The sequence below is a fragment of the Ancylobacter radicis genome, from assembly GCF_018449475.1.
Lineage (GTDB): Bacteria > Pseudomonadota > Alphaproteobacteria > Rhizobiales > Xanthobacteraceae > Ancylobacter > Ancylobacter radicis.
Genome location: NZ_JAHCQH010000004.1, coordinates 231996 through 247775, shown reverse-complemented (window position 1 = coordinate 247775; position 15780 = coordinate 231996). Strand labels below are relative to the sequence as shown.

At 68.7% G+C, this 15780-nt stretch carries 13 protein-coding genes; 3 read left to right on the top strand and 10 right to left on the bottom strand.

All coding sequences use genetic code 11. The features are described 5' to 3' along the window. Positions 1-529: 529 nt before the first annotated feature. The 3 genes from KIP89_RS01345 to recA form a co-directional block, all read right to left on the bottom strand. The gene (locus tag KIP89_RS01345; RefSeq protein WP_213753607.1) at positions 530-688 is read right to left on the bottom strand and encodes a hypothetical protein; all 159 of its coding nucleotides are present in this window, start codon (positions 686-688) and stop codon (positions 530-532) included. A 325-nt stretch (positions 689-1013) separates the two neighbouring features. Next, on the bottom strand, positions 1014-3665 hold the full coding sequence (gene alaS / locus KIP89_RS01340) for an alanine--tRNA ligase (RefSeq protein ID WP_213753606.1): 2652 nt from the start codon (positions 3663-3665) through the stop codon (positions 1014-1016). A gap of 327 nt (positions 3666-3992) precedes the next feature. Continuing rightward, complete coding sequence (gene recA, locus KIP89_RS01335) at positions 3993-5081, bottom strand: recombinase RecA (protein WP_213753605.1); 1089 nt, start codon at positions 5079-5081, stop codon at positions 3993-3995. Positions 5082-5312: 231 nt separating this feature from the next. Here recA and hutC point away from each other — a divergent pair, with 231 nt between their 5' ends. After that, positions 5313-6074, top strand: a complete 762-nt coding sequence (hutC, locus tag KIP89_RS01330; RefSeq protein WP_213753604.1) for a histidine utilization transcriptional repressor HutC — start codon at positions 5313-5315, stop codon at positions 6072-6074. Positions 6075-6077: 3 nt separating this feature from the next. Here hutC and KIP89_RS01325 read toward each other — a convergent pair whose 3' ends face one another. From KIP89_RS01325 to hutI, 5 genes are all read right to left on the bottom strand, one after another. Further along, entirely contained in the window at positions 6078-6629 is a 552-nt protein-coding gene (locus KIP89_RS01325) for a VOC family protein (RefSeq protein ID WP_213753603.1), read from the bottom strand. Positions 6630-6735: 106 nt separating this feature from the next. Next, entirely contained in the window at positions 6736-8403 is a 1668-nt protein-coding gene (gene hutU, locus KIP89_RS01320) for a urocanate hydratase (protein ID WP_213753602.1), read from the bottom strand. A gap of 12 nt (positions 8404-8415) precedes the next feature. Next, the gene (gene hutG, locus KIP89_RS01315) at positions 8416-9234 is read right to left on the bottom strand and encodes an N-formylglutamate deformylase (RefSeq protein ID WP_213753671.1); all 819 of its coding nucleotides are present in this window, start codon (positions 9232-9234) and stop codon (positions 8416-8418) included. A 385-nt stretch (positions 9235-9619) separates the two neighbouring features. Continuing rightward, positions 9620-11155: a histidine ammonia-lyase gene (gene hutH / locus KIP89_RS01310; RefSeq protein ID WP_213753601.1), complete on the bottom strand. Its 1536-nt coding sequence runs from the start codon at positions 11153-11155 to the stop codon at positions 9620-9622. Beyond that, entirely contained in the window at positions 11152-12357 is a 1206-nt protein-coding gene (gene hutI, locus KIP89_RS01305; protein ID WP_213753600.1) for an imidazolonepropionase, read from the bottom strand. The genes hutH and hutI overlap by 4 nt, the downstream gene beginning before the upstream one ends. A 95-nt stretch (positions 12358-12452) precedes the next feature. Here hutI and KIP89_RS01300 point away from each other — a divergent pair, with 95 nt between their 5' ends. Both KIP89_RS01300 and KIP89_RS01295 read left to right on the top strand, forming a co-directional pair. Beyond that, complete coding sequence (locus KIP89_RS01300) at positions 12453-13841, top strand: formimidoylglutamate deiminase (protein WP_213753599.1); 1389 nt, start codon at positions 12453-12455, stop codon at positions 13839-13841. A gap of 24 nt (positions 13842-13865) precedes the next feature. Further along, complete coding sequence (locus KIP89_RS01295) at positions 13866-14261, top strand: RidA family protein (RefSeq protein ID WP_369807018.1); 396 nt, start codon at positions 13866-13868, stop codon at positions 14259-14261. A 54-nt stretch (positions 14262-14315) separates the two neighbouring features. Here the strand turns inward: KIP89_RS01295 and KIP89_RS01290 are convergent, their stop codons facing one another. Both KIP89_RS01290 and KIP89_RS01285 read right to left on the bottom strand, forming a co-directional pair. Further along, the gene (locus KIP89_RS01290) at positions 14316-15020 is read right to left on the bottom strand and encodes a fumarylacetoacetate hydrolase family protein (protein WP_213753598.1); all 705 of its coding nucleotides are present in this window, start codon (positions 15018-15020) and stop codon (positions 14316-14318) included. After that, on the bottom strand, positions 15020-15772 hold the full coding sequence (locus KIP89_RS01285) for an ABC transporter permease (RefSeq protein WP_213753597.1): 753 nt from the start codon (positions 15770-15772) through the stop codon (positions 15020-15022). The genes KIP89_RS01290 and KIP89_RS01285 overlap by 1 nt, the downstream gene beginning before the upstream one ends. Between the last annotated feature and the right edge of the window lie 8 nt (positions 15773-15780).

Below are 15780 nucleotides of genomic sequence, written 5' to 3'. Positions count from 1 at the left end.
GACGCCCCACGAAAGCGCCCGCCAATAGCGGCGCCCCACAGAATCAGCAAGGACGGCCCTTAACGCAGCCGGCACGGCCGGGTAGAGCCTCGCATGGTCGCCGCCAAGCCTCGTCGCTGCGACATGAGCCGAATATCCTACCGGCCGGGGACGGCTCCCCCGAACCGCACGGCACAGAATCGGCAAGGCAACTACCCGCAGACGGGCCTGCCGGGCAGAGCCACGGCTGGTCGCCACAACGCCGGCCTATGGACGTCGCGCCCGGAAGCGCGCGCAACCGGCGCATCCCACGGGGAGCCTCTCGGCTAACCTTGCGCAGCGCCCCGGGCCTCGCCGGCCCGAAGCCGCATCGTCGCCGCCACATCCCGAGCCTCGCGCGAATAGGCGCACGACCGGCATCCCGAACCCTCGCGCCCACCGGAGCGCACTTGCATAGACACGACAGCACAGCGCACCCACCACACCGGCACGCAGACTGTCACCTGCGGCCCCCCGACGTGTCCGGGCGGCCTGCCGCGTGAGGCGCGCCTCAGCCGGCCAGCGCCGCCTCGATGGCGGCGAGCGCCTCGCCGGCCCGCGTCCCGTCGGGGCCGCCGGCCTGAGCCATGTCGGCCCGGCCGCCGCCGCCCTTGCCGGCCGGAGGCGGCTCCCCCGAGCCGCACGGCACAGGATCGGAAAGGCTGGCCATTCACACAGCCAGGCAGAGCCACGCCTGTTCGCCGCAACGCCGACCTATGGACGTCGCGCCCGGAAGCGCGCGCAACCGGCGCATCCCACGGGACGCGCCCTCGGCCAACCTTGCGAAACGCCTCGCGCCTTGCCGGCGCGAAGCCGTCGTCGCCGCCACATCCCGAGCCTCGCGCCAACGGGCACGCGACCGGCATCCCGAGCCGTCGCGCCCACCGGAGCGCACCTGCCCAGACGCGACAGCACAGAGCACCCACCACGGGCGCGCAGGCTCTCGCCTTCGCCGCCGGGACGTATCCGGGCAACATTGCCGCGTGAAGCCAGCCTCAGCCGGCCAGCGCCGCCTCGATGGCGGCGAGCGCCTCGCCGGCCCGCGTCCCGTCGGGGCCGCCGGCCTGAGCCATGTCGGCCCGGCCGCCGCCGCCCTTGCCGCCCAGCGCCTCGGCCCCGAGCCGGACCAGCGCGACCGCGTCATAGCTACCGGTGAGATCCTCGGTGACGCCGACCACGAGGCCCGCGCGCCCGTCCTCGGTCACGCCGACAATGGCGACGATGCCCGAGCCGATGCGCTTTTTGCCCTCGTCGACCAGGCTCTTGAGATCCTTCAGGTCGATGCCGCTGACCTGGCGGGCCATCAGCTGGACCGCGCCGACGCGGCGCACCGGGTCCTCGCCGGCCTCGCCGCCGCCCATGGCGAGCTTGCGCTTGGCCTCGCCGAGCTCGCGCTCCAGCCGGCGGCGTTCCTCGACCAGCTGGACGATGCGCGCCTCGACCTCGCCGACCGGCGCCTTCAGCGCCGCCGCGGCGGCGTGCAGGGCGCGGCTCTCGCCGGACAGATGATGGCGCGCGGTATCGGCCGTCATGGCCTCAAGGCGGCGCACGCCGGCGCCGACCGCGCTCTCCGCCAGCACGGTGACGAGGCCGATATCGCCGGTGCGCGCCACATGGGTGCCGCCGCACAGCTCGACCGAATAGGGCGCGCCATTGCCGGGATCGGTGCCCATCGAGACCACGCGGACCTCATCGCCATATTTCTCGCCGAACAGCGCGCGGGCGCCGGATTCGATCGCGTCGTCGACCGCCATCAGCCGCGTCACCACCGGCTCGTTGCGCAGCACGATGGTATTGGCGATGTCTTCCACCGCCCGCAGTTCCGCCGCGTCGAGCGGCTTGGGGTGGCTGAAGTCGAAACGCAGCCGGTCGGACGCCACCAGCGAGCCCTTCTGCGCGACATGGTCGCCGAGCACGCGGCGCAGCGCCTCGTGCAGCAGATGGGTGGCCGAATGATTGGCGCGGATCGCGCTACGGCGCGCGCCATCGACACTGAGTGCCAGCGCCGCGCCGATCGCCAGCGTGCCGCTCTCGACCTCGACCTCATGGGCAAAGATGTCGCCGAGCTTCTTCTGGGTGGTGAGAATGCGCACCACCAGCCCGTCCTCGCCGGTCATCCGGCCGGTATCGCCGACCTGACCGCCCGATTCCGCATAGAAGGGCGTCTGGTTGAGCACGACGAGGCCGCGCGCGCCGGCGGCGATCTCCTTCACGCGGCGCCCCTCGCTGACCAGCGCGGTGACGACGCCTTCGGCGCTCTCGGTCTCATAGCCGAGGAATTCCGTGGCGCCGACATCGTCGCGCACGCCGAACCAGATGGTGTCGGTCGCCGCCTCGCCGGAGCCGGCCCAGGAGGCCCGGGCATCGGCGCGCTGGCGTTCCATCGCGGCATTGAAGCTCTCCACATCGACGCTGACGCCGCGCGCGCGCAGCGCGTCCTCGGTCAGATCGAGCGGGAAGCCATAAGTGTCATAGAGCTTGAAGGCGGTGTCGCCGGAGAATTTGGCGCCCGAGCCGAGGCCCTCGCTCTCGGTCTCGAGGATCGAGAGGCCGCGCTCCAGCGTCTTGCGGAAACGCGTCTCTTCCAGCCGCAGCGTCTCGCTCACCAGCGCCTCGGCGCGCACGATCTCTGGGTAAGCGCGGCCCATCTCGCGCACCAGCACCGGCACCAGGCGGTGCATCAGCGGATCGCGGGCGCCGAGCAGCTGCGCGTGGCGCATGGCCCGGCGCATGATGCGGCGCAGCACATAGCCGCGCCCCTCATTGGAGGGCAGCACGCCATCGGCGACCAGGAAGGTCGCCGCGCGCAGATGGTCGGCAATGACCCGGTGGCTGGCCTTTTGCGGGCCGGTGGACGGCACATCGGTCATCTCCTCGACGGCGCCGGTCAGCGCGCGCATGAGGTCGATCTCGTAATTGTCATGCGTGCCCTGCAGCACCGCCGAAACGCGCTCGAGGCCCATGCCGGTGTCGATCGAGGGGCGCGGCAGGTTCAGCCGCTCGCCGCCCGGCAGCTGCTCGAACTGCATGAAGACGAGATTCCAGATCTCGATGAAGCGGTCGCCATCCTGGTCGGGCGAGCCGGGCGGGCCGCCGGGGATGTGCGCGCCGTGATCGTAGAAGATCTCCGAGCAGGGACCGCAGGGGCCCGTATCGCCCATCTGCCAGAAATTGTCCGAGGTCGGGATGCGGATGATCTTCGATTCGGGCAGGCCGGCGATCTTGCGCCAGAGGGCGAAGGCCTCGTCATCCTCGGAATAGACGGTGACCAGCAGCTTCTCGACCGGCAGCTCGAACTCGCGGGTGATCAGGTTCCACGCCAGCTCGATGGCGTTCTCCTTGAAATAGTCGCCGAAGGAGAAATTGCCGAGCATCTCGAAGAAGGTGTGATGCCGGGCGGTGTAGCCGACATTGTCGAGATCATTGTGCTTGCCGCCGGCGCGCACGCATTTCTGCGAGGTCACGGCGCGCGAATAGGGGCGCTTCTCGATGCCGGTGAAGACGTTCTTGAACTGCACCATGCCGGCATTGGTGAACATCAAGGTCGGGTCGTTGCGCGGCACGAGCGGCGAGGAATCGACCACCTGGTGGCCGTGCTTCGCGAAATAGTCGAGAAAGGTCGAACGAATCTCGTTAACGCCGCTCATGAAACCAGTCCGAAGAAGGAGAAGGCAGCCGGCGCTGATCCGCATCCGGCCCGCGCCCAGCGGCGCGAGACGGTTCTAACGGCGCCCCCTCGCCTTGTCCAGAAAGGCCACTCGGGCAATGTCCCGGATGGTTACAGGGCGTGGCGCACAGGCGTAGCGCGCGCCTGGCGCGCAGGGCTGGGCACGAGGCGGCGGCACGCGGCTTGTGCACGAGACTTGGTGGCACGAAGCGTGGCGTGCCGACTCGGCCGCGGGGCACACGCCCCGCCGGCGCGTCACCGGCGGAGCAGCGCGATCAGCGCGAACTGAGGTTCAAGGCGCGACGGCTCACGGCTCGCCGTCGCCACCCTCATCCTCTCCCTCGCCCGCCTCGCCGGCGAGGATCTTCTCGGCGATCAGGCCGGCATTCTGGCGGATGGTCGCCTCGATGCGGCCGGCCACATCCGGGTTCTGCCGCAGGAAGTTCTTGGCGTTCTCGCGGCCCTGGCCGAGGCGCTGGCTGTCATGGGAGAACCAGGCGCCGGACTTCTCGACCACGCCGGCCTTGACGCCGAGGTCGATCAGCTCGCCCATCTTGGAGACGCCTTCGCCATACATGATGTCGAACTCGACCTGCTTGAAGGGCGGGGCCAGCTTGTTCTTCACCACCTTCACGCGGGTCTGGTTGCCCACCACTTCCTCGCGATCCTTGATCGAGCCGATGCGGCGGATGTCGAGGCGCACCGAGGCATAGAATTTCAGCGCATTGCCGCCGGTGGTGGTCTCCGGGCTGCCATACATCACGCCGATCTTCATGCGGATCTGGTTGATGAAGATGACCATGGTGTGCGAGCGGTTGATCGAGGCGGTGAGCTTGCGCAGCGCCTGGCTCATCAGCCGCGCCTGCATGCCCGGCTGGTTATCGCCCATCTCGCCATCGAGTTCGGCGCGCGGGGTGAGCGCGGCGACCGAATCGACCACCAGCACATCCACCGCGCCCGAGCGCACCAGCGTGTCGGCGATCTCCAGCGCCTGCTCGCCGGCATCCGGCTGCGAGATCAGCAGATTGTCGAGATCGACCCCGAGCTTGCGGGCATAGATCGGGTCGAGCGCGTGCTCGGCGTCGATGAAGGCGCACACGCCGCCCTTCTTCTGGGCCTCGGCGATGGTGTGCAAAGCGAGCGTGGTCTTGCCCGAGGATTCCGGCCCGAAAATCTCGACCACCCGGCCGCGCGGCAGGCCGCCAATGCCGAGCGCGATATCAAGGCCGAGCGACCCGGTGGAGACCGTCTCGATCTCCATGATCTTGTCGTTCTTGCCAAGCCGCATGATCGAGCCCTTGCCGAAATGGCGCTCGATCTGAGTGAGGGCGGCGTCCAGCGCCTTGGCCTTGTCCATGGAAGATCCTTCGACGAGTCGCAAACTCGATTGAGTCATTGCCGGGCTCCGGGTTGCACGCAAGGGGGACGGGTGCTGTTTCCTTGTGTGTATCCGTTTTGTTCTCCGTTCGCAATATGTTCTCATCGCGCGCAGGCATCTTTTAAAGGGCGAGCCGCCGACCCGGCCTCAACATCGCGTCCGGCGGGACGGGAATGTCTATACATAACCTCCGAGCCGGCTAAACTGCCGGCAATGAGGGTGGGGCACGCAGGACGGAAGATGGGCGAGATGAGACCCACGCGAGGCGGTGATGGCGCAAGCGGCGCCCCCTCCGCCGATTCTTCGACGAGCCTGCCGGCGCCCCAGCCACTCGGCCAGCGCATCCGCGCCGATCTCGAAGGCAAAATCCTGTCCGGCGCCTGGCCGCCGGGCCACCGCATCCCTTTCGAGCACGAGCTGATGGCGCAGTATGGCTGCGCGCGAATGACCGTCAACAAGGTCATCGCCGGGCTGGTGGCGGCGGGTCTGGTGGAGCGGCGCCGGCGGGCCGGCTCCTTCGTCGCCCAGCCGCGCATTCACTCCGCCGTGCTGCGTATCCCCGACATTCCCGCCGAGATCGCCGCCCGCGGCGAGACCTATGGCTACCGGCTCATCAGCCGGAAGCGCCGCACCGCCGAGGCGGCCGAACCGCCGGGGCTGGATGGGCAGGAGGTGCTGGACCTGTCCTGCCTGCACCTCGCCAATGGCCGCCCGCTGGCGCTGGAGGCGCGGCTCATCAGCCTCGCCGCCGTTCCCGAGGCGGCTGATGCCGACTTCGCGGCGACCCCGCCGGGCTCGTGGCTGCTGCGTCATGTGCCGTGGACCGAGGCGGAGCATCGCATCAGCGCGGTCGGCGCCAGCGCGCGCGAAGCGGAGGCGCTGGGCCTCGCCAAGGGCGCGGCCTGCCTGAGCCTGGAGCGGCGCACCTGGCGCGCGGGCGACACTGTCACCTATGTGCGCCAGCTGTTTCGCGGCGACGTCTACGATCTGGTGGCAAGGTTCGCGCCCTGAGGGTCACGCCTCAGCCGGCCGCGCCGTCGGCGCGTCGCGCGCCTGCCGATAGGCGGCGATCTGCGCAGCCAAACGCGGGCCGAGGGCGGCCGCCTCCACCTCCTCGATCCGTTCGAGAAGGCGCCAGACATGGCCGAACGGGTCGTGGATCTGGATCATCCGGTCGCCCCAATAGCCCTCCTCCGGCGCATCGCCCGGCCGGCTCGGCTGCGCCCCGGCGGCGCAGGCGCGGGCGAACACCGCCGCGACATCCGCGACATAGATCACGCTATAGGCCGAGGCCGCCCCCGCCGCGCGGGGCGAGCGCGGCCAGTCCGGCCGCGGCGCCTCGCGCCAGCGCGGGTTCTCCCGCGTCACCATGAGATGGATGCCGGACAGCCGCAGCTCGGCCGCCACCGGCTCCGGCCCCGGCAGATCGAGCGGGTTGGGCGCGAAGTGCCGCGCCACCTCCTGCGCGCCGAAGACGTCGCGGTAGAAATCCGCGGCGGCGCCGACGTCCTGCACGATGAGGGCGAGGCCGAACTGGCCCACCGCCTGCCCGCCGATGATCGACATGCCCCGCCTCCGCCTGTGACGGCTCAGAATGCCGGCGATTCGGCGGGGGCGGCAAGGCTCATGTTCTTGACCTGTTCTCGACAGGCCAGCATCGCCGCCCCTCGCCTCACCCCAGAATGCCCGGCAGGTCGAGCTGGTGCTCGCGGGCGCAGGCGAGCGCGATGTCGTAGCCGGCGTCGGCGTGGCGCATCACCCCGGTCGCCGGGTCGTTCCACAGCACGCGGGCGAGGCGGCGGGCGGCGTCCGCCGTGCCGTCGGCGCAGATCACCATGCCGGCATGCTGCGAGAAGCCCATGCCGACGCCGCCACCATGGTGCAGGCTCACCCAGGTGGCGCCCGAGGCGGTGTTGAGCAGCGCGTTGAGCAGCGGCCAGTCGGAGACGGCGTCGGAGCCGTCCCGCATCGCCTCGGTCTCGCGGTTGGGCGAGGCGACCGAGCCGGAATCGAGATGGTCGCGGCCGATCACGATCGGCGCCTTGAGTTCGCCCGTGCGCACCATCTCGTTGAAGGCGAGGCCGAGCCGGTGCCGGTCGCCGAGCCCGACCCAGCAGATGCGCGCCGGCAGGCCCTGGAACTGGATGCGCGCGGCGGCCATGTCCAGCCAGTTGTGCAGATGCGGATTGTCGGGGATCAGCTCCTTCACCTTGGCGTCGGTGCGGGCAATGTCCTGCGGGTCGCCGGACAGCGCGGCCCAGCGGAACGGGCCGATACCGCGGCAGAACAGCGGGCGGATATAGGCCGGCACGAAGCCGGGGAAGTCGAAGGCGTTCGCCACCCCCTCCTCCAGCGCCATCTGGCGGATATTGTTGCCATAGTCGACGGTCGGCACGCCGGCATGGAAGAAGTCGAGCATCGCCTGCACATGCACCGCCATGGAGGCCTTGGCGGCCTTCGCCACCCCGGCCGGGTCGCTCTGCTTGCGGTCCTCCCATTCGTCCAGCCGCCAGCCGAGCGGCAGATAGCCGTTCACCGGGTCATGGGCGGAGGTCTGGTCGGTGACGATGTCCGGCCGGATGCCGCGCTTCACCAGCTCGGGCAGCACCTGCGCCGCATTGCCGAGCAGGCCGACGGAGAGCGCGCGGCCCTCATCGCAGGCGCGTTCGATCATCATCAGCGCCTCGTCGAGGCTGGTGGTCGAGGTGTCGAGATAGCCGGTGCGCAGGCGGAACTCGATCGAGGAGGGCCGGCACTCCACCGCGAGGCAGCTCGCCCCGGCCATGGTGGCGGCGAGCGGCTGCGCCCCGCCCATGCCGCCCAGCCCCCCGGTGAGGATCCATTTGCCCGTGAGCGAGCCGCCGAAATGCTGGCGGCCCATCTCCACGAAGGTCTCGTAGGTGCCCTGCACGATGCCCTGCGCGCCGATATAGATCCACGAGCCGGCCGTCATCTGGCCGTACATGGCGAGGCCCTTGCGGTCGAGCTCGTTGAAATGCTCCCAGCTCGCCCAGCGCGGCACGAGGTTGGAATTGGCGATCAGCACGCGCGGCGCGTCCTTGTGGGTGCGGAACACGCCCACCGGCTTGCCGGACTGCACCAGCAGCGTCTGGTCCTCCTCCAGCGCGCGCAGGCTGGCGACGATGCGGTCGAAGCTCTCCCAGTCGCGGGCGGCGCGGCCGATGCCGCCATAGACCACCAGTTCGGAGGGCTTTTCCGCAACATCGGGGTCGAGATTGTTCATCAGCATGCGCAGCGGGGCTTCGGTCAGCCAGCTTTTGGCCGAGAGCGCCGTGCCGCGCGGGGCCCGGATGACGCGGGAATTGTCGATGCGGGTCATGATCGTGCTCCTTCAGGCGCGGGCGCGGGCAAAGCCGATGAGGGTCTTGAACAGGGTGATGAGGCTGTCGCGCAACGCGCCCGCATAGGCGGGCTCATAGGGCGTCGGCCAATTGTCCGGCCCGACCGCGCCGAGCGCCTCGGCCAGATAGACGCGGCAGGCGAGTTCCATCTGCACGGCATGGACGCCCGCCTCCGGGCGCCCGTACTGGCGGGTGATGTAACCGCCCTTGAAGCGGCCATTGCTGACGAAGGAACGTCCGGTTCCCCGACAGAGCGCCGCCAGGGCGGCCTCCAGCTCCGGCGCGCAGCTCGCGCCCGCATTGGTGCCGAGATCGAGTTCGGGCAGCGTGCCCTCGAACAGGCGGGGGATCACCGAGCGGATGGAGTGGCAGTCATACAGCACCACCGTGCCATGGACCTCTCGCGCCGCCGCGATCTCGCCGGCCAGCGACGCGTGATAGGGCTCGAAAAAGGCCGCCCGCCGCGCGGCCACATCGGGAGTCCGCCCCTCCTTGTAGAGCGGCTCGCCGTCGAAGGTCGTGGTCGGGCACAGCTCGGTCGTCGCCTGGCCGGGATAGAGCGAGACGCCGGAGGGATCGCGGTTCACGTCGATCACGGTGCGGGATATCGCGGTCCGCACCACGCTGGCGCCGAGCCCGGCGGCGAAATCATAGAGCTGCTCGATCCACCAGTCGCAGTCCTTGCGCGCCAGCCAGGGCGAGACGAGGTCGGCTTCCAGCTCGGGCGGAATATCGGTGCCGGTATGTGGCAGCGATATCACCAGCGGGGCGGTGCCGCGATGCACGGTGAGGAAGGGGGGATGAGTCATGACGGTCATGCGCACGGCCCCTCAATTCCCTCATCCTCGGGTTTGACCCGAGGATCCAGCCGTACCGCCCAAACTGCGGCATCCACCATGGATGCCCGGGTCAAGCCCGGGCATGAGGGCACGCGGGGGAATGAACGCGGCTCCAGCCGATCGACGTCATGCCCGGCCTTGGGCCGGAAGGCCCCCTCACCCGGCGCTACGCGCCGATCTCTCCCCCACGGGGAGAGGTCAGACATCCCCACCGGCACAACCGGCTCCCTCTCCCCGTCGGGGAGAGGGGTAGGGTGAGGGGCCACGCGCGCATGGCCCCTCACCCGGCGCTGCGCGCCGACCTCTCCCCCACGGGGAGAGGTAAGAAAGCCGAGGGACTGGCGCGCCATCCCCCTCACGCCCCGCTCACATTCGGCAGCAGCGCCGCCGCGAGGCCGGCGATGGCGCCGGAGCGGATGAGGGCGTTGGCCTTATCCATGTCGGGCGCGAAATGGCGGTCCTCGTCGAGATGCGGCACCTCGCTCCGCAGCCGCGCCCGCACCTGTTCAAGCACCGGCGAGGAGGCGAGCGGTGCGTGGAAATCGCAGCCCTGCGCGCCGGCCAGCAATTCGATGCCGAGCACGCAGACCGCGTTCTCCACCATCCCCAGCAGCCGGCGCGCGCCATGGGCGGCCATCGACACATGGTCTTCCTGATTGGCCGAGGTCGGAATCGAATCGACGCTCGCCGGATAGGCCCGCTGCTTGTTCTCGGAGACCAGCGCCGCCGCCGTCACCTGCGGGATCATGAAGCCGGAATTCAGCCCCGGCTTCGGGGTGAGGAAGGCCGGCATACCCGACAGAGCGGGATCGACCAGCATGGCAATACGCCGCTCGCTGAGCGAGCCGATCTCGCACACGGCAAGCGCGATCATGTCGGCAGCGAAGGCCACCGGCTCGGCGTGGAAATTGCCGCCCGACAGGGCCTCGCCCTCCTCCGGGAAGATCAGCGGATTGTCGGAGACACCGTTGGCTTCCGTTTCCAGCGTCGTCGCCGCCTGACGCAGCAGGTCGAGGCAGGCGCCCATCACCTGCGGCTGGCAGCGCAGGCAATAGGGGTCCTGCACCCGCTCGTCACCCACCAGATGCGAGGCCCGGATCGCCGAACCCGCCATCAGCGCACGCAGCGCGTCCGCCGTCTCGATCTGCCCGCGATGCTTGCGCAGGGCATGGATGCGCGGATCGAACGGGGCGTCGGAGCCCCGCGCCGCATCTGTCGACAGCGCCCCCGTCACCAGCGCCGAACGGTAGAGGTTCTCGGCCCCGAACAGGCCGGCCAGCGCATTGGCGGTGGAGAATTGCGTGCCGTTGAGCAGCGCCAGCCCTTCCTTGGGGCCGAGCGTCACCGGCGCGAGGCCCGCCTGCGCCAGCGCCTCGCCGGCGGCAAGGCGGGCGCTGCCGACAAACACCTCGCCGACCCCGATCATCGTCGCCGTCATATGGGCGAGCGGGGCGAGATCGCCGGAGGCACCGACCGAGCCCTGGCACGGCACGACCGGCGTCAGCCCCTTGGCCAGCATCGCCTCCAGCAATTCGATGGTCGCCGGGCGGATGCCGGACGCTCCTTGAGCGAGGCTCGCCAGCTTCAGCGCCATCATCAGCCGCGCCACCGGCACCGGCATCGGCTCGCCGACGCCCGCGGCGTGGGAGAGCACGATATTGCGCTGGAGCGTCTCAAGATCGGCATCGGGAATGCGCACGCTGGCGAGCTTCCCGAAGCCGGTATTGATGCCATAGACCGGCTCGCCCTTGGCAAGGATCGCCGCCACCGCCGCTGCGCTGCGCGCAATCACCGGTTGCGCGGCCAGATCGAGAGCGACCGGGGTGCCGCGATAGACCGCGCGCCATTCGGCAAGGCTCACCGCGCCGGGTTTCAGGATGACATGATTCATTGGCCCCTCCAGACGCGGGCGTGAAGCGGGTTGAAGCCCATGCGGTAGACCAGCTCCGCCGGGCGCTCGATGTCCCAGATGGCGAGGTCGCAATATTTGCCGACCTCGATGGTGCCGACTTCATCCAGCCGCCCCAAGGCGCGGGCCGCCTCGCGCGTCACCCCGGCGAGGCATTCCTCGACGGTGAGGCGGAACAGCGTCGCGCCCATATTCATGGTCAGCAGCAGCGAGGTCAGCGGCGAGGTGCCGGGATTGCAGTCGGTCGCCAGCGCCAGCTTCACGCCATGGCGGCGAAACAGGTCGACCGGCGGCAGCTTGGTCTCGCGGATGAAATAGAAGGCGCCCGGTAGCAGTACGGCCACCGTGCCGGCTTGCGCCATGGCGACCGCGCCCTCCGCGTCGGTATGTTCGAGGTGATCGGCCGACAGCGCGCCAAAGGAGGCCGCCAGCGCCGCGCCATGGAGATTAGAGAGCTGGTCGGCATGCAGCTTCACCGGCAGGCCGAGATCGCGCGCGGCCTTGAACAGACGCTCGATCTGGGCGGGCGAGAACGCGATGCCCTCGCAAAAGCCGTCGACCGCATCCGCCAGCCCGGCAGTGGCGATCGCCGGCAGCATGTTGCGCCGGAGATGATCAATGTAGCCGTCCTTGTCGCCCATCGATTCCGGCGGCATGGCGTGGGCGCCGAGGAAGGTGGTGGTGACGGAAACCGGCCGGACCTCGCCAAGGGCGCGGGCGGCGCGCAGGCTTTTCATTTCGGCGGCGGTGGAGAGCCCGTAGCCGGATTTGATCTCGACCGTGGTGACCCCCTCCCCGATCAGCGCATCGAGCCGTGGCAGCGCGGAAGCGACCAGCTCCTCCTCGCTCGCCGCTCGGGTGGCTTTCATCGTCGAGACAATGCCGCCCCCGGCCCGCGCGATCGCCTCATAGGAGACCCCGGCGAGACGCTGCTCGAACTCGGCCGCGCGGTCGCCGCCGAAGACGAGATGGGTGTGGCAGTCGATCAGGCCGGGCGTGATCCAGCGCCCCTCGCACGCGATGGTCTCATCGGCCTGACACTCCACCTCACTGCACTGATCGGCCACCAGCACGATGCGCCCATCGCGCACCCCGATCACCCCATTCTCGATGATGCCGAGGCCGGGGCGGTCCGGTGCCAGCGTGGCGATCCGGGCGCCTCGCCAGAGACGGTCGCAGCGCATGGGCGCTCCTTGATCGGGTGACAGGGCAATGAATAATGTCTATACATAATGACGTTTTCACTACCTTGTCCATAGCCCTCGGGAGCGACGTGCCCATGTCCGCTACAGCGCCCGCCGCAACACCTGCGCCGACGACCCGCTTCTGGTTCGAAAACGCTTATCTGTCAGATGGTTGGGCGCGGAATGTGACTCTGTCTGTCAGCGACGGATGGATCACCGGAATCGATGTGGGAACGGATTCGCGCGCCGCCTCAGAGCGCCATGCCATCGCCTTGCCGGGACTCCCGAATCTGCACAGCCACGCGTTCCAGCGGGCCTTTGCCGGCGGCACCGAGGTGCGCGGGCCGACCGGGGACAGTTTCTGGACCTGGCGCGAGGCCATGTACCGGGCGGTCGACCGCATGGACCCCGACGATGTCGAGGCCATCGCCACTCTCGCCTATGTCGAGATGCTGGAAGCCGGCTTCACCCGCGTCGGCGAGTTCCACTATCTGCACCATGACAAAAATGGCAATCCCTACAGAAACATAGGCGAATTATCTGAGCGCATCTGCGCGGCCGCGAGCGCCACCGGCATCGCCCTCACTTTGCTGCCGGTATTCTACGCCCATGGCGGCTTCGGCGGGCAGGCGCCGACCCACGGACAGCGTCGTTTCATAAATAATATCAACAGCTTCGAACGCCTGATTGAATCAGCTCGCAAGCCTGTGGCTGATCTTCCCGATGGCGTGCTCGGCCTCGCCCCGCACAGCCTGCGCGCCGCCACGGTGGAACAGATCGCCGCCCTCGCCCCGCTCACCGACGGCCCGGTCCATATCCATGTCGCCGAGCAGATGAAGGAGGTCGAGGACTGCCTCGCCTTCGCCGGTCAGCGCCCGGTCGCCTATCTGCTCGACCATGCCCCGGTGGATGCCCGATGGTGCCTCATCCACGCCACCCACATGAGGCCGCAGGAGACCCGCGCCATGGCGAAAAGCGGCGCCGTGGCAGGGCTTTGCCCGATCACCGAGGCCAATCTCGGCGACGGCATCTTCCCCGCTCCGGCCTTTCTGGAGGCGGGCGGGCGCTATGGCGTCGGCTCGGATTCGAATGTTCGGATCGACGCCGCCGAGGAGCTGCGCCTGCTGGAATATTCCCAGCGCCTCGCCCACCGCGCCCGCAACGTATTGGCGATGACCGAGGGCCGCTCCACCGGCGCCGCCCTGTTCGCCGGCGCGCTGGAGGGCGGCGCGCAGGCGCTGGGCGCCCCGGCCGGCCTCAAAGTCGGCGCGCCCGCCGATATGGTCAGCCTCGACGCAAGCCATCCCTCGCTGACGGAGCGACAAGGTAACGCCTTGTTCGACGGCTGGATTTTCGCCGCGGCCGGCACGGCGGTTGACTGTGTGTGGCGGCGCGGCGTTAAGCTGGTGGAAGCCGGCCGGCACCGTGACCGCGAGGTTGCCCGCCGCCGCTTCGCCGCCGTGCTCACCAAACTCGCCGCCTGAATCAGCCTCTTCACCGGAGCCTCTATGCCCCCGCAATTCCTCATGATTCCCGGCGCGCCGACGCCGGTCGCGCCCTTCAGTCACGCCGTCGAAGCCGATGGCTGGGTGTTCATCACCGGCCAGATGCCAACCTGGCCGGACGATGATTCCCGCCCCCTCCCCGAGGGCGTGGAGGCACAGACGCGCCGTGTGATGGACAATCTGGTCATCGTGCTGGACGGGCTGGGGCTCGACCTCTCCCATGTCGTGCAGGCACGGGTGTATCTCACCGAATTCCACCGCGACTACCCGGCGATGAACGCCGCCTATGCGTCCTATTTCCCGGCCGACCGCCGCCCCGCCCGCACCTGCGTTGGCGTCACCGGCCTCGCCCGCGAGGCGCTGGTCGAGATCGACCTCGTCGCCCGCCGCCCGTCCTGAGCCAACAAAAAAGGCGGCCCGCAGGCCGCCTTTTTCTCTCTAAGATGGAATGGCCTAGACGACCTTGACGGTGAATCTGCCGACGCCGTCGACGCCGCCTTCCATCACGTCGCCGCGCACGATCGCGCCGACGCCGGCGGGCGTGCCGGACATGATGATGTCGCCGGCCTTCAGCTCGAACAGGCCCGAGAGGATCGAGATCATCTCCGGCACCTTCCAGATCATCTGGTTGAGGTCGCCGACCTGGCGCTGCACGCCATTGACGTTCAGCCACACCTTGCCGTCGGTCGGGTGACCGATCTTCGAGGCCGGCACCAACGCCGAGCAGGGCGCGGAAGCTTCGAACGCCTTGCCCACTTCCCACGGCCGTCCGAGCTTCTTGGCCTCGCCCTGCAGGTCGCGGCGGGTCATGTCGAGACCGATGCCATAGCCCCACACATGTTCCATCGCCGTCTCCACGGGGATGTTCACCCCGCCCTTGCTCAGCGCCACGAGCATTTCCAGCTCGTAATGCACATCGCTGGATTTGTCGGGATAGGGGAAGGTGCCATTGGTGATGACGTTGTCGGGATTCTTCTGGAAGAAGAAGGGCGGCTCCTTGTTCGGATCATGCCCCATCTCGATCGCGTGCTCGGCATAGTTGCGGCCGACGCAGTAGATGCGGTGGATGGGGAACAGCTTGTCCGAGCCTTCGACGGGGAGCGTCGGAATGCCAGGAGGCGCGATCACATAGGCGGAATGGTCGAGAGGGGCGTTCATCAGCGTACTCCTGCGTAATAGTCGACGCGTTTCTCAATATTTTCGATCAGGGCCGACAACCCCATCGCCGCGGCGAACAGGATAATGGTCAGGGCCCAGAAGTTCTCCATGTCGAAGTTGCGCGAATAGAGCTCGAACAACTCGCCATAGCCGAGGATGGAAACCAGCAATTGGCCGATCACCACGCCCTTCACACCGCGCACCACGCCCAGCCGGATGCCGGCGAGGATTTCGGGAAGCGCGGCGAGAAGAATGATCTTGCCGTAGAGGGCGAGGGGCGAGGCGCCGTAGCTGCGCCCCATCTCGATGAGGGAATTGGGCACGCCCTGTATCCCGGCCCGCGTGTCCAGCACAATAATCCAGACGGCGAACAGGAAGACGGTGACCACCACCGTGGTCTCGCCCATGCCGAACAGGATCATCAGCACCGGCACCAGCGCAGAGAGCGGCGCCGAGACGAAGATGTTGACCCAGATACCCAACAGATTGTCGACCGCCTGGAAGCGCCCCATCAGAACGCCCAGGATGATGCCAACAAGGATGGCGAAGAACATGCCGATGAGGAAGCTGTTCAGCGTCGTCACCGCCGCCGCCTGCCAGGTGCCGGTCTGCACCAGCGCCACGGCCGCGACCAGCACGTCCGAGAGCGGCGGGATGAGGAACATCGCCCCCGATTGCCCCACCAGTTCCCAGATGACGCACCACACGAGGAGCGAGGCCATCATGGGCACGCGATAGCCGAAAAGTGTCATCGCGCCCT